Origin of the sequence: Natronobacterium haloterrestre (genome assembly GCF_900112205.1) — an archaeon.
Taxonomy (GTDB): Archaea; Halobacteriota; Halobacteria; order Halobacteriales; family Natrialbaceae; genus Natronobacterium; species Natronobacterium haloterrestre.
The window spans coordinates 53,931-67,829 of record NZ_FOKW01000006.1; the positions used below are offsets into that span (position 1 = coordinate 53,931).

Genomic DNA, 13,899 nt, shown 5'->3' on the forward strand with positions numbered 1-13,899 from the left:
TGGTCTAGATGTGCTCACCGGTCGAAAAAGCTGCGAAGGCGGGGACCCGGTCAGTCCCCGCGGGATCGACGGCACCGAGCGTTCCCGGATCACTCCGTCCGGCGGTACATCCCCTTCGAGGCGGGTCGGGTCTCCTCGTACCCGAACCGCTCGTAGAAGCCGTCGACGTCCGCCATGAGGTTGACGTACGCGTTCGGCGGGGCCGTCTCCTCGATGTAGTCCTCGAGGTGCTCCATGATCCGCGTGCCGAGCCCGCGACCCTGGTGGTCCGGGTGGACGGCCATGTCCGAGAGCTGGTAGACGGTGCCGTCGTCGCCGACGATCCGGCCCATGCCGACGACCTCGCCGGTGGGTTCGTGGACCGCGACGACGCCGTACAGCGAGTTCGGCAGCCCCCGTTCGATCCCCTCGAGCGACCGGGACGTCATGCCGGCGGCCTCGCGCAGGCGGGCGAACGTTTCGGGGGCGGGCAGTTCCTCCCGGATCGCGTACGGATCCGTTCCGTCCGTATCGGTCATATCCGCTGATCGGGTCGGACGTACAAAACTCTGGTTTACGCCCTCGACGCGTGCTCCTTCCGAAAGGTGCGAAGCTCCGCCGCGACCTGACCGGGCGCGGTCTTGACGCCCACGTGACCGACGCCCTCGAGTTCCGCGAGGCGACTCCGGGGGAGCCGATCGTCGAGCGTCCGGGCGGCCTCGCGGAGGTGCGCCGGTCCGCGCTCGCCGGTCAGGAGGAGCGTCGGCTGCTCGAGTTCGATCTCCGCGGGGAGGTCGTAGGCCTCGACGGCCGCCGTCTCCCGGATGACCGTCTCGAGGAGGTCGAAGTTCACCTCGTCGGGCCAGATCGGCAACTCCTCGGGCGCGGGAATCCCGGCGCCCTCCCGATAGAAGTGTTTCATCGCCGCCTCCCGACCGTCGGCCGCGAACCGTTCCTGCAGCCGGTCGCTGAGGTCGTCGCCGCGGTGGTCGCCGACCAGCAGCGACGGCTCGTAGAGGACGAGCCGTTCTACCGGGACGTCGCCGGCCGCCGCGAGCGCGACGAGACCGCCGAAGGAGTGGCCGAACACCGAGACGTCGCCGTCGAGGTCGTCGACGACCGCGCGGAGGTCCTCGACCTCGCGCTCGAGCCCGTACGACTCGGCGTCGCCGCTCCCGCCGCGGCCCCGCCTGTCGGGAACGACGAGCGTGAAGTCGTTCTCGAGCGCCGGACGGAGGGGATACCAGCCGTGGCGCGTCTCGCTGCTCCCGTGGAGACAGACGAGCGGCGGCCCCTCGCCGAACGTTTCGTAGCCGATACGAGTACCGTCTGCCGACGTTACCGTCTGCATCGCTGGATATAGCGGTTCGATCCGGTGTCGGGTAGGGCTGACTCTCGATCGTCCGGCAGTTTAAGTGAGCTCACTCGAGCAGCGGCGGCCACATCGGGGCGACCGTCTCCTCGATGAGTTGCGTCTGAGCGCGGCGCAGGCGTTCGGACACCGACGACGCCGAAATCCCCAGTTCCGCGGCGACGTCCTCGAGCGACGCGTCCCGTGGGATGTCGAAGTAGCCCAGTTCGTACGCCGTCCGGAGCGCCTCGCGCTGGCGGTCCGTGAGGCCGTCGCCCGGCGGCTCGGGCTCCCCGTCGCGAGTGAGCCGACGGAGGCGGAAGTAGCCGTTCCGCTGCCAGAACGTCCGGAACTCGTCGAAGGTCTCCCGGTCGGCGAACCACCCCGTCTGGGTCCAGCCGTCGCCGGTGACTTCGATGCGTTCGATGATGGCGTCGGCCGTCGCGAGCGCCTCCAGCCCCCGGAGGTCGTCGAGATAGCCCCCGAGCTGTTCCTCCAGGCTGAACGCCGGCATCGCCTGGTAACGTCGCGTCTCGCCGGCCCGGCCGACCAGCGTGTACTCCGCCACGTCGTCGGCGTCGGCGAGCGCCCGCTCCGTCGCCGTCGGCGACCCGCCGGTTACGGTGACGAGAAACGGCGGCCGATCGCCGTGGTTGAACTGCAACTCGAGCGTCACCGTCGCCGCCGGTACGGCCGCCGCGACGCCGACGAGCGGGAGTCCCTCGCACGGAAGGTCGAACTCGGCTACGAGCCCCATAGCGAGCGGTAGACGGTCGGACTGAAATACCAGTTGACTTACGATCGGTCCTCGAGCGCCCGCTCTACGGCGTCGACGGCCGCCTCCGGCGTCTCGACGGTCTCGAGGGCGATCCCGAGGTCCAGATCGGAGACGTCGTGGGTCTCGAGGCCGACGACCGGCCGGTCGTAGATGCCGGCGAAGCCGATCTCGGTGAGCGTGCCGACGCCGCCGGCGAGCGCGATCACGGCGTCGCCGTTCAGGGCCACGAGCGCGTTCCGGGCGTGGCCGAGCCCGGTCGCGATCGGGACGTCGACGTAGTCGTTGGCCGCCGCGCGGTCGTCGCCGGGCAGGATGCCGATCGTCTCCCCGTCCTGGGTTTTCGCGCCGCGACAGACCGCCGCCATCGTGCCGCCGCGGCCGCCGCAGACGACGGTGTGTCCCCGCGCGCCGAGTTCGCGACCGACCGCGACCGCGAGTTCCCGCTGGTCGTCCGTGATCGCGCCGCCGCCGATGACGCTGATCCGATGGCTCATGGTGGGCATACCGGACCGGAGCCCTATCACCGGTTCGAAACGCGAGACTCGGCGGTACTGGTTCGACGATCGACGTATCGAATATCGTCAATTTCGGGCGTACGTGGGGAATCCGACGGATTTAACGCAAGGGCTGGTCCAGTTTTACGTGGTATGACGAAAGTTAGCGTGGTCGGCGCGGCCGGAACGGTCGGGGCCGCCGCTGCCTACAACATCGCGCTTCGGGACATCGCAGACGAACTCGTGCTCGTCGACATTCCGGACAAGGAAGACGACACGATCGGGCAAGCCGCCGACGTCAACCACGGCGCTGCCTACGATTCGAACACGACGGTCCGACAGGGCGGCTACGCCGACACCGAGGGGTCGGACGTCGTCGTCATCACGGCCGGCATCCCGCGCCAGCCCGGCCAGACCCGCATCGACCTCGCGGGCGACAACGCTCCGATCATGGAGGACATCGGTTCCTCGATCGCCGAGCACAACGACGACTTCGTCACCGTCACCACGTCGAACCCGGTCGACCTCCTCAATCGGCACCTCTACGAGTCGGGCGACCGCGCCCGCGAGAAGGTGATCGGCTTCGGCGGCCGACTCGACTCCGCCCGGTTCCGCTACGTCATCTCCGAGCGGTTCGACGCGCCCGTCGGGAACGTCGAGGCGACGATCCTCGGCGAACACGGCGACGCGCAGGTGCCCGTGTTCTCGAAGGTCCGCGTCAACGGTCAGGACCCCGAGTTCGACGACGACGAGAAGGAGGAACTCCTCGAGGAACTGCAGACCTCCGCGATGAACGTCATCGAGAAGAAGGGCGCGACCCAGTGGGGTCCCGCCACGGGCGTCGGTCATACGGTCGAGGCGATCCTCCGCGATACGGGCGAGGTGCTGCCCTGCAGCGTCAAACTCGAGGGCGAGTACGGCCACGAGGACACCGCCTTCGGCGTCCCCTGTAAGCTCGGTGCCGACGGCGTCGAGGAGATCGTCGAGTGGGAACTCACCGAGTTCGAGCGCAACCAGCTCGGCGAAGCGGCCGAGAAGCTCTCGGACCAGTACGACGAGATCGCGTAAGCGACCGTCGGCTCGACCCCGTTTTTCTACCCCAACCGGACAGCGGCGTCGCCCTCGGGCCCGACGTCGGACCGAAACTACCAATTGGCGTTTCGAACTATTCGTTCGAGTGACCGGATACGACGCAGTCCTCTTCGACAACGACGGCGTACTCGTCGACCCGCCGCCGGTCGAAACGCAGATCCGGGCCGCACGGGCCGCGTTCGAATCGGTAGGCGTCGACGACCCCGCCCGCGAGCACGTCACCGGCGTCGTCAGCGGCGTGACCGTCGACTTCCTCCACGAGATCTGTGCGACGTACGATCTCGACCCCGAGACGTTCTGGTCGGCCCGCGAGCGCCACGACGAACGGTCCCAACTGGACGAGTTCCGGGACGGGACCCGGAACCGGTACGACGACGTCGACGCCGTGACCGACCTCGAGGTCCCCTGCGGCGTGGTGAGCAACAACCACCACTCCACCGTCGAGTTCGTCCTGGACCACTTCGGGCTGGCGGGGGCCTTCGACACCTACTACGGCCGGGAGATGACGATCGAGAGCCTCGAGTTGAAGAAACCGAACACCCACTACCTCGAGCGGGGCCTGGCCGACCTCGGCGTCGGGGCCGAGTCGGCGCTCTACGTCGGCGACAGCGAAAGCGACGTGATCGCGGCCGAACGAGCCGGGCTCGAGTCGGTCTTCGTTCGCCGATCACACTGTCGAGACGTCGATCTCGAGGTCACGCCGACTTACGAGGTCGAGGACCTACACGAGGTAAAACGCCTCACGTGAGGGGCGAAAAGGGCTTACCGTTTCCGAACCCGCATCTCGACCGGTCCGGGATCGAGCGACACCTCGAACGACGGGTCGATCGACGTCGTCACTCGCTCGAGGTCGACGCGTCGAACCATCGTCGCCAGCGATAGCTGGAGTTCGGTCATCGCGAAGCGCATCCCGATACAGTGGCGCGGCCCGCCGCCGAACGGGAAGTAGGCGTACTCGGGCCGGTCGCCGCCGTGGAGCACGGATTGGCCGTCCTCGCCGTCCGCGAGCCACCGATCGGGACGGAACGCGTCGGGGTCGGTCCACCAGCGCTCGTCGCGGTGGATGCTGTACATGTTGAGCTGTACCGTCGTTCCCGACCCGATACGGTAGCCAGCGAGGGTGGTCTCCTCGTGGGGCTCGCGCTGAAGGAAGGGCAATGGCGGGTAGAGACGCAACGCTTCCCGACCGACCGCCTCGGTGACGGCCAGATCGGACAGATCTGCAAACGCCGGATCCCGATCCCCGAGGACGGTCGAAACTTCTCGCTCGAGACGCGATTGAACGTTATTATCGCCGGCCAGCAGCCAGCAGGCGTAGGTCAGTGCGGTCGCCGTCGTCTCGTGGCCAGCGAGCAGGAACAGCAGTAACTGATCCGTGATCTCCTCGGCGGACGGACTCGAGCCGTCGGGGTACTCGCCGGTCGCGAGCAACGAGAGCAGGTCGTCGCCGTCCGCGTCCGATCGGCGCCGTTCGGCGACCAACTCCCCGACGAGTTCGGTGACGTCTGCCGTCGCGCGCCGGTACTCGCGTTCGGCCCGGCTGGGGATCCACGACGGAAGGAGGACGCGGACGCCGAGGAACTCCGAATCGTTGTACGCGCCCATAGCCCGAACCCAGCGCCGCACGCGATCGGTGCGGTCGTCCTCGAACTCGAGGTCGAACAGCGACCGCGTCAATGCCCGGAGCGTCAGCGTCGACGCCGCCTCTCGGATGTCGACGACCTCGCCGTCGGACCACTCCTCGAGCAGGCGCACGGTCTCTGCCACCATGTCGTCCGCGTAGGATCGGATCCGTGCCGGCGTGAACGCGTTCTGGAGGAGCGTGCGTTGTCGGCGCCAACGATCGCCCTCCGCGAAGAACACGCCCTCGATATCCAGGGCTTCGCCGAACTCGTTCTCGAACTCGCCGCGCCAGAACTCGTCGTCGCGGGAGACGAGGACCTCCTCGACGAGTCCGGGGTCGGAGACGACGACGAATTCGCGGTCGAACGCCTCGTATCCGGCAACGTCGCCGTACTCGCGCATCGAGGAGAGGAACTCGAGCGGGTCTCGAGCGAACCCGATGGTGTTGTCGACGATCGGAAGCCCGCGCGGACCGGGTGGCGGCGATTCGACTGCAGGTCGCGTCGTTTCGGTATCGTCCGCGTCGGTCGTCGGGTCTCGATCCTTCGCCGTCGAACGTGGCTCGGTCATACACCTCCCTTCGAAGCGGACGACTGTCGATACTCGCTCGAAGCACTGAACTTCTTTATATACTACCACCGAACGACCGGTATGCAGTCGGCAGACCTCACCGTCCGACTTCCGCCGTCGATGCAGTTGCCGGCACCCGAAGACCCGCTCGAGTCGTTCCAGCGCGAGGAGGTCCTTTCCTGGGAGGTCGACCCCGTGTCCGAGACCGTCCGCTTCCTCTCGCTGGTCGTCGGTGACCCCGGCGCTCTCGGGAACCTGGCCGAAGACCTCGAGTCCGTCCGCCGGTACGACGTCACGCCGATCGACGCCGACACCTTCTACGGCTACGTCGAGATGGACCTGCGAGCCGCCGACGCCACCGTCATGGGGACGTTCGACGTCCCCGGACTCGTGATCGTCCCGCCGATGGTCTACACGGGCCGAGAGAACGTTCACGTCACCGTGCTCGGGGAGCCAGCGGCCATGTCGCGGCTGCTCGAGAACGCACCCGACGATATCGACGTCGAGGTCACGCGCGTGAGCGAACACCAGCGCCGTTCGGAGACGCTGGCCGGCCGACTCACGGCCCGGCAGTTCGAGGCGCTGGAGGTCGCCCGCGACGTGGGGTACTACGAGGTGCCACGGAGCGGCGACTTAGCGACGGTAGCCGACGAACTCGGGTGTTCCGAGAGCGCGGCGTCGACGTTGCTACGGGCAGCGGAGGCGGAGCTGGTCGACGCGGCGGTACGACGATAAGTCGAAAGCCGACCCGGAATCAGGGAATCAACTGTTCTCCGTCGTCGTCGTAGATCCTGATGGCGTCGACGGGACAGGTTCGGGCGGCGAACTTCGCGTCGAGTTCCGCGTCCTCGGGTACCTCGCGGACGAAGACGCCGTCCTCGACCTCCTCGCTGTCCCGGAGGACGGCTTTCCCCTTCGATTTGTCCTCCTCGAAGGCGTCCCACTCGGCGACACACTGGAACATCCCGATGCAGGTGTCCTCGTCGAATTCGACTTTCATGGCTCGAGATTCGGGCGAGCACCCTAAATCGGTAGCGGTCGTCTGTCCTCCGTATCGACGGTACCGTTTAGTGGCTGCCACCCGGTCGTTAGGCCATGTTCGATCACCTCAGCCCGCCGAGAGGACCGAGTGATCCGAACCCGTCCGGCGCGGAGGCGAACGGACGATGGTAGACCTCGCCCTCTCCGGCGCTCGAGTCGGTGCCGCGCTGGTGCTCGTCGCTCTGAACGGGTTCTTCGTCGCCGCCGAGTTCGCGTTCGTCAGGGTTCGCTCGACCGCCGTCGAGTCGTTGGTCGCGGACGGGAGAACCGGCGCGACGCTGCTCGCCGAGGTAATGGACAACCTGGACGACTACCTCGCCGTGACACAACTGGGGATCACGATCGCCTCGCTGGGGCTCGGGTGGATCGGCGAACCCGCGGTCGCGGCGCTCATCGAACCGGCCGTCGGCCCGTTCCTCCCCGAGGGAACCGTCCACCTCGTCGCCTTCGCGGTCGGGTTCGGCGTCATCACGTTCCTCCACGTGGTATTCGGCGAACTCGCGCCGAAGACGATCGCTATCGCCCGGGCCGAACGGATCGCGCTGCTGGTCGCCGCGCCGATGAAGGCCTTCTACTACCTGTTCGTGCCGGGGATCGTCGTCTTCAACGGGACGGCAAACGCCTTCACCCGGCTGATCGGGATCCCGCCGGCCTCCGAGACCGACGAGACGTTCACCGAGGAGGAACTCCGCATGGCGCTTGCCCGCTCCGGCGAGGAGGGCAACGTCGCCGCGGACGAGGTCGAGATGATCGACCGGGTGTTCGAACTCGACGACGTCACGGCGCGAGAGGTGATGGTTCCGCGACCCGACGTTCGGAGCGTCCCCGCGGACCTCCCGCTCGCGGACCTGCGGGACCGGATCGTCGAGACGGGTCACACGCGCTATCCCGTCGTCGACGCGGGCGATCCGGATCGAGTTGTCGGGCTCGTCGACGCCAAGGACGTGATTCGGGCGGGGACCCTCGAGGCCGAGGGCGAAGTCGGGGACGGGGACGGGGACGGGGACGGAGACGACCGCACGACCACCGCCGGCGACCTCGCCCACGATATCCCCGTCGTCCCCGAAACCGTCGCCGTCAGCGATCTCCTCTCGGATCTCCAGCGGGAACGGGCACAGATGGCCGCGGTGATCGACGAGTGGGGCGTCCTCGAGGGGATCGTCACCGTCGAGGACGTCGTCGAGGTGGTCGTCGGTGACCTCCACGACGAGTTCGACGTCCCCTCGCGGGAGCCGTCGATCGACCGCGACGCGAGCGAGGAGGGCGTCGCCGTCGACGGCGGCGTCGCGCTCTCGACGGTCAACGAGGAACTCGGGACTACCTTCGACCACGACGCCGTGGAGACGATCGGCGGCCTGGTGCTCGCTCGACTCGGGCGGCCGCCCGAGTCCGGCGACCGGGTATCGATCGCGGGCCACGAACTGACCGTGACGGCGGTCGACGGCATGCGCGCCTCGACGGTCGTCGTTCGGCCCGAGTCGGGGACGTTCGAGGGCACGGCGGAGTCGGCGACGGACGGAGCGGCCGGCGACGACACTGCCCTCGAGTCCGAGCGTGCCGAGAGGTCGGAGGGGAGTTGAGAGGGCGGGAGCCGAGGACACTCAGACGCGCCGGATCACCCAGAGCGCGGCGATGCCGCCGACGACGATCACCAGCCAGTAACTCGCGAGCCGGTAGATCGCCACCACCGCGAGCGCGTCGGCCGTCGCGAGCGCCGTCAACGCCGTCAACAGCGCGACGAGCGTACCCTCGATGGCCGCGAGCCCGCCGGGCAGCGGCGTCGAGCCGGCGATGACGCTCGCCGGGACGAGAAAGCACACGAGCAACGCCGACACCGGCGTCCCGAGCGCGAGGCCGGCGAAGTACAGCGGGATCGCGAACAGCACCCAGCCGACGTACGCGAACGCGATCGCCGTGACGACGACGCGGGGCGAATCGGCGATCACCTCGAGCGACCCGTAGAGGCGGGTGATCCGGTCGCGGACCGACTCGAGCGAGAGCCGGTCGGTTCGGCGGGCGACGGGGGCGAGCGCACGCACGACGAGGTCGCGGAGCCGCTCCCGGAACCGCCAGCCGACGACGGCGATGGCCGGCAGCCCCACGGCGAGTGCAGCGAGCAGGACGGCGAACCGTTCGATCGGCCCCGCGAGCTGGGCGGTAAACAGCAGGTAGCCGAGGCCGAGCCCGCCCGCGGTGAAAAACGGGAGGAGTCGAACCAGGTCGGCCGTGACGACGCTGGCGAGGCTCTGTTCGAACGTCGCTTCCGTGTCGCGGGCCAGCACGTACGCGATGAACGGTTCGCCGCCGGCCTGTCCCATCGGCGTGACGTAGTTGGCGAACGTCGCCGCGAAGAACGTCACGATCAGCTTCCGGAACGGGACGGTGACGCCGATCGCCCGGAGGACGACGTGCCAGGTCTTCCCCCAGGCGACGAGACACAGCAGCGTCGAGACGCAGGCCGCGGCCACCCACTCGAGTTGGGCTGTTCGGAGCCGCGAGACGGTTCGGTCCCAGCCGACGACGGCCCCGAGCAGGTAGACGAGCACGACCGCCACGAGAAACGCCAGGGCGGTCTTCGCGACCGTCCTGCGATCGCCCCACCCCGCGCCGAGGGTTACGGCCGACTCCTCGTCCCCGTGGGCGGTCGCCTCGCCGTCGGCGGCGGTATCGGGATCTGGATCGGAATCAGGATCGGACACGATACTAGAGAGTGTCGCCGGGATCAGGCTCCGGTCTTCGTCACCTGGTACCACTCGCCGTCCCAGGTCAGACCGTACTCGAACATCGCCTTCACGGTCAGGACGCCGTGGCCCAGATAGACGAGCGGCGCGAGTGCGATCGTCCAGGATGGGGGACCGACCCGGCCGTCGACCAGGTCACGGCTCCAGACGCCGCCGATCAGTCCGTAGATCGCGACCAGCGCGGCGATCGCAGAGCCAGGGTCGAACAACAACAGGAACAGGACGTGTGCGGTGAGCACCAGCAACGTGGCACCCGCGAGAACGGCCCCGACCGCCCGGCCGACCGAGACGACGTCGTCGACGTCCATGCCGCCCGTAATCGACTCGACGATCCGCAGGTGTGACACCTGCACGTGACCGATCCGCCACCGCTTTCGCTGCCCCCAGAGGTCCCGAACGGTGTGAGGGGCTTCCATCGTGCTCGTACAGCGCCGGTTCTGGGCGACCGTCAACCCGGCCTTGTGACACTGGTGGGAGAAGTAGATGTCCTCGGTCAACACGTCGGCGTAGCCGCCGACGGCCTCGAACGCCTCTCGGGTGAACCCGGTCGCGGAACTCTGACAGTGGGTGAACCCGACGAACTCGCCGATCATGTATCCCGCCTGGACGACGACGCGCTCGCAGTAGGCAAGCGTCTCGACGGGGCCCGTCGGACGCGGGATCCGGCGGCCCTGGAAGACGTCCGCGTCGCCGACGAGTTCGCCCATCGCGATGGAGACGAACTCGGGGGAGGCCCGTTCGTCGGCGTCGAACACGACGAAGTAGTCGGCCGAACTCCGCTCGACCGCGGTGTTGATCGCGGTCGCTTTCGATCCGGGTGAGTCGTTGATCACGCAGTCCACGGCATCGTAGCGCTCCGCGAGTTCGCTCGCGCGCGCTCGAGTCCGCGTGTCGTCGGGTTCGACGACGACGGAGATCCGGAGCGAGTCGTAGTCGTTCTCGAGCAGACTGGTGACGCTCTCGTCGACGACGTCCGCGTCCTGGTAGGCGGGGACGATCGCCCGCACGGTGGGGCCGGACGCGATCCGACTCGGCGACGTCGCCGACGATCCGTCCCGCCAGACGTCGTAGGCGAGGAGTACCCCCGTCCCGGCGATCGCGACGGTGAACATTCCCACGTACACCGCGCTCTCGAAGAAATCCAGTATGATGAGGGGAGAAAGCGCCACCGTCCAGATGTCCGCCCCCGTTACGAACCCGACGGCGAACAGCGCGCCGACTGCGAGTATCGTTCCCGCTTTTTCGACGACGCGAGTGACTACCGATGGCATCATCCTAACGACGCGTCGGTTGGCTATTCAACGTTCTGCTCGCAACTCGTTCCGGTAGCTAGTTACCGACTCAGTGGAATATCTACGGGAAGGATGGGATTCGACGACTGGCTCCGGGTCTCCGCGCGGAAGATCCGGGAGAAGGGACTCGAGGGCGTCGGGGACGTCGCGTACGACCTGTACACCGGGCTCTGGTGGCTCGCCTGGCCGCTCCCGCGTGGGACGAACGTCTACGAGCGCGACTGGGACGTGTTGATCATCCTCGACGCGTGTCGGGTCGATCTGCTTCGCTCGGTCGCCGACGAGTACGCCTTCCTCGCGGACGCGGAGATCGAACGGATGGAATCGGTCGGGAGCATGTCCAAGGAGTGGATGGCCAAGACGTTCACCGACGAGTACGCCGACGAGGTGGCAAACACCACGTACGTGACGAGCAACGTCTTCTCCGACCGGCTCCTCTCCGCCGACCGGTTCGGCGACCTCGACGAGGTCTGGCGGTACGGCTGGGACGACGAGCACGATACGGTCCCGCCGCGTCAGGTTACCGACAGGGCCATCCGGGCCGCCCGCGAGACGGATCCGGATCGGCTGATCGTCCACTACGTCCAGCCCCACCACCCGTTCCTCGGACTCGACGCCGGATTCGACGCCGAACCGTTCGGTCCGGCGCTGTCGGACACGGTCGTCGACGCGCTCCGGAAGGACAAGATCGACTTCGAGACCTTCTGGGCCGCCTACCAGGACAACCTGCGTCGCGCGCTCGAGGACGTGGACCTCCTCCTCGAGAACGTCGACGCGGACCGGGTCGCCATCACGGCCGATCACGGCGACGCGCTCGGCGAGTGGGGGATCTACGACCACCCGGTCGGCTGTCTCCACCCCGCCGTACGGACGGTGCCGTGGGTGACCACGTCCGCGACGGACCGGGAAACGCACGAACCGGACCCGGACTGTGAGGAGCGGACGGCCGAGTCGGACGTGCAACAGCGGCTGCAGGCGCTGGGATACGTCAGCTAGTCGCCAGTTTCGCTCGAGCGCATGCGACGCCCGGCACGAACGCTTTTTTGTCGGGACAGTGAACCATCGGGAACCGAATGGTCGATCCGTCGTTCGTCGCGCTCGTCGCCGCTGCAATCGGTACCTGTCTGTTCATGGCCTGGGTCCTGGGAGCGAACAGCAACTCGCCGCCGTTCGCCCCCGCGATCGGCGCGAACGCTATCTCGACGATGCAGGCTGCGTTCGTCATCGGGCTGCTCGCAGCGGCTGGCGCGCTCATGCAGGGGGGCAGCATCTCGGAGACGGTCGGTGCGGACCTGATCGACGGTGTGACGATCACGCCGCTGGCCGCGACCGCCGGCTTGCTCACTGCGGCGACGTTCATGGCCGTCGGCATCTACACGCGCTATCCGATTCCGGCGGCGTTCGCGACGACGGGGGCGATGATCGGCGTCGGCCTCTCGCTCGGCGGCGATCCGGCGATGGCGACGTACCAGCGTCTCGGCACGTTCTGGCTGCTCGTGCCGTTCATGTCTGGGGGGTTAGCCTTCGTGACCGCGACGGTCCTCCGGCGGGACGACGTGCCCGAAACGGTGGGCGTTCCGCTCCTGGCCGGTATCGTCGGGGGCATCGTCGCGAACATCAGACTCGGCGTGATCCCGGATCCCGTCGCCGACCAGGGAACTCTCGCCAGATTCGTCTCCCGACAGTTCGGCGGCGGTCCGACGCTCGTCGCCGACGTCGACCTCGGTACGGTCCTCGTAACGATCGCCGTTGGCGCGCTCGCTTTCTACTGGATCCGCAACCGAGTGGTCGTATCGGTCGAACGGGGAATCCGGACGTTCCTGCTCGTCCTGGGCGGGATCGTCGCCTTCTCTTCGGGCGGGTCGCAGGTCGGGCTCGCGACCGGTCCCCTCGAGAACCTGTTCCGGGTCGAACTCGGCCTCCCGGGGATCACGCTGCTCGCACTGGGGGCGGCGGGGATCCTCGCCGGGGCCTGGATGGCCGCACCGCGGCTGTTACAGGCGACCTCGAGGGAGTACGCCCAGCTCGGGGTGCGCCGGTCGATCGCGGCGCTCGTCCCCGGGTTTATTATCGCACAGCTGGCGATCGCGCTCGGGATCCCGATCTCGCTGAACAACATCATCCTCTCCGGGGTGATCGGCGGCGGACTGGCGGCGGGATCGGCGGGCGTCTCGAAACGGAAGATCGGGTTTACCGTGACGTTCTGGCTGCTGACGCTCGGGAGTTCGACCGTCGTCGGTTACGGACTGTATCAGGCGCTCGAGGCGGTCATCGGCGGCTGAGTTCGGTGTCTGACCCCGAACCGGAACCGAATCGGGGCCGGACTCACTTCGCCGGCGAGGCCAGGTAGCTTCCGGGGGTCAGGAGGACGCCGACGAACAGCCCGAGCAGGCGGTAGCGATCCCACCGATCCCACAGAGGATCGTGCGCGATCCGGGGTACGCCTCAACCGAGTACGGTCACCGGTTCGTCGGTCCGCTCGACGACGGTCGTGGCGACGTCGCGGCCGAGGAACCGCCGGACGAGGCCCGAGGTATTCGTTCCGTGACCGTACATGACGACGTGGTCGACGGCTTCGTCGCTCGCGTACCGGGGAACGACGGTTCCCGGGCGGCCCTCGACCGTTTCGATGCGGACGCGCTCGCTCGAGTCGGCTGCGACGGACGCGAGCCGGGTTTTCGCGGTCTCGCGCGCCTCCTCGAACCGGTCGTCGTCGCGCTCGAGGACGCCGCCCTCGCTGAGCGGCGACTCCAGCGGCGTCACGACGGCGAGCAGGACGATCTCCGCGTCGGGAAACGACTCGAGTGCGTACGCGAGCGCCTCGTCTTCGCCTGGGCGACCGAGCGAGGGGACGAGGACCCGGTCGGGATCCGGATCGGCCATAGGGTCGATTTGGGCACCCACCGTCATCGGTCTATCGCCGGAACCGCGAACCGGG

The 13,899-nt window shown here is 68.0% G+C and carries 15 protein-coding genes; 6 read left to right on the top strand and 9 right to left on the bottom strand.

Going from position 1 to position 13,899, the window contains the following annotated elements; genetic code table 11:
* Positions 1-89: 89 nt before the first annotated feature.
* The 4 genes from BM113_RS12445 to BM113_RS12460 all read right to left on the bottom strand — a co-directional run bounded on the left by BM113_RS12445 (position 90) and on the right by BM113_RS12460 (position 2,602).
* Complete coding sequence (locus BM113_RS12445) at positions 90-518, bottom strand: GNAT family N-acetyltransferase (RefSeq protein WP_089788404.1); 429 nt, start codon at positions 516-518, stop codon at positions 90-92.
* Between the two features lie 35 nt (positions 519-553).
* Positions 554-1,330 (bottom strand): alpha/beta fold hydrolase, encoded by a 777-nt coding sequence (locus BM113_RS12450; RefSeq protein ID WP_089788405.1) that lies wholly within the window; start codon positions 1,328-1,330, stop codon positions 554-556.
* A gap of 70 nt (positions 1,331-1,400) precedes the next feature.
* Positions 1,401-2,087, bottom strand: a complete 687-nt coding sequence (locus BM113_RS12455) for a helix-turn-helix domain-containing protein (protein WP_089788406.1) — start codon at positions 2,085-2,087, stop codon at positions 1,401-1,403.
* A 38-nt stretch (positions 2,088-2,125) separates the two neighbouring features.
* Complete coding sequence (locus tag BM113_RS12460) at positions 2,126-2,602, bottom strand: TIGR00725 family protein (RefSeq protein WP_089788407.1); 477 nt, start codon at positions 2,600-2,602, stop codon at positions 2,126-2,128.
* Between the two features lie 153 nt (positions 2,603-2,755).
* Between BM113_RS12460 and mdh the strand changes: the two genes are divergently transcribed.
* Both mdh and BM113_RS12470 read left to right on the top strand, forming a co-directional pair.
* On the top strand, positions 2,756-3,670 hold the full coding sequence (mdh, locus tag BM113_RS12465; protein WP_089788408.1) for a malate dehydrogenase: 915 nt from the start codon (positions 2,756-2,758) through the stop codon (positions 3,668-3,670).
* Positions 3,671-3,779: 109 nt separating this feature from the next.
* Positions 3,780-4,442, top strand: a complete 663-nt coding sequence (locus BM113_RS12470; RefSeq protein WP_089788409.1) for an HAD family hydrolase — start codon at positions 3,780-3,782, stop codon at positions 4,440-4,442.
* 14 nt (positions 4,443-4,456) lie between these two features.
* On the opposite strand, the gene BM113_RS12475 is transcribed toward BM113_RS12470, so the two are convergent.
* On the bottom strand, positions 4,457-5,887 hold the full coding sequence (locus BM113_RS12475) for a cytochrome P450 (RefSeq protein WP_089788410.1): 1,431 nt from the start codon (positions 5,885-5,887) through the stop codon (positions 4,457-4,459).
* Between the two features lie 81 nt (positions 5,888-5,968).
* On the opposite strand from BM113_RS12475, the gene BM113_RS12480 reads away from it, so the two are divergent.
* A complete protein-coding gene (locus BM113_RS12480; RefSeq protein ID WP_089788411.1) occupies positions 5,969-6,622 on the top strand; it encodes a helix-turn-helix domain-containing protein in 654 nt (217 codons plus the stop codon).
* Positions 6,623-6,641: 19 nt separating this feature from the next.
* Here BM113_RS12480 and BM113_RS12485 read toward each other — a convergent pair whose 3' ends face one another.
* Positions 6,642-6,887 carry a ferredoxin gene (locus BM113_RS12485; protein WP_089788412.1) on the bottom strand — a complete coding sequence of 82 codons (246 nt, stop codon included), beginning with the start codon at positions 6,885-6,887 and terminating at the stop codon, positions 6,642-6,644.
* 166 nt (positions 6,888-7,053) lie between these two features.
* Between BM113_RS12485 and BM113_RS12490 the strand changes: the two genes are divergently transcribed.
* Complete coding sequence (locus BM113_RS12490) at positions 7,054-8,508, top strand: hemolysin family protein (RefSeq protein WP_089788413.1); 1,455 nt, start codon at positions 7,054-7,056, stop codon at positions 8,506-8,508.
* A 21-nt stretch (positions 8,509-8,529) separates the two neighbouring features.
* Here the strand turns inward: BM113_RS12490 and BM113_RS12495 are convergent, their stop codons facing one another.
* Positions 8,530-9,627 (bottom strand): lysylphosphatidylglycerol synthase transmembrane domain-containing protein, encoded by a 1,098-nt coding sequence (locus BM113_RS12495; RefSeq protein WP_089788414.1) that lies wholly within the window; start codon positions 9,625-9,627, stop codon positions 8,530-8,532.
* A gap of 23 nt (positions 9,628-9,650) precedes the next feature.
* Positions 9,651-10,940: a glycosyltransferase family 2 protein gene (locus BM113_RS12500; RefSeq protein WP_245758043.1), complete on the bottom strand. Its 1,290-nt coding sequence runs from the start codon at positions 10,938-10,940 to the stop codon at positions 9,651-9,653.
* A 93-nt stretch (positions 10,941-11,033) separates the two neighbouring features.
* Between BM113_RS12500 and BM113_RS12505 the strand changes: the two genes are divergently transcribed.
* The gene (locus tag BM113_RS12505) at positions 11,034-11,957 is read left to right on the top strand and encodes an alkaline phosphatase family protein (RefSeq protein WP_089788416.1); all 924 of its coding nucleotides are present in this window, start codon (positions 11,034-11,036) and stop codon (positions 11,955-11,957) included.
* A gap of 77 nt (positions 11,958-12,034) precedes the next feature.
* Positions 12,035-13,243: an inorganic phosphate transporter gene (locus BM113_RS12510; protein ID WP_089788417.1), complete on the top strand. Its 1,209-nt coding sequence runs from the start codon at positions 12,035-12,037 to the stop codon at positions 13,241-13,243.
* A gap of 163 nt (positions 13,244-13,406) precedes the next feature.
* Here the strand turns inward: BM113_RS12510 and BM113_RS12515 are convergent, their stop codons facing one another.
* A complete protein-coding gene (locus BM113_RS12515; RefSeq protein WP_089788418.1) occupies positions 13,407-13,844 on the bottom strand; it encodes a universal stress protein in 438 nt (145 codons plus the stop codon).
* Positions 13,845-13,899: the final 55 nt, after the last annotated feature.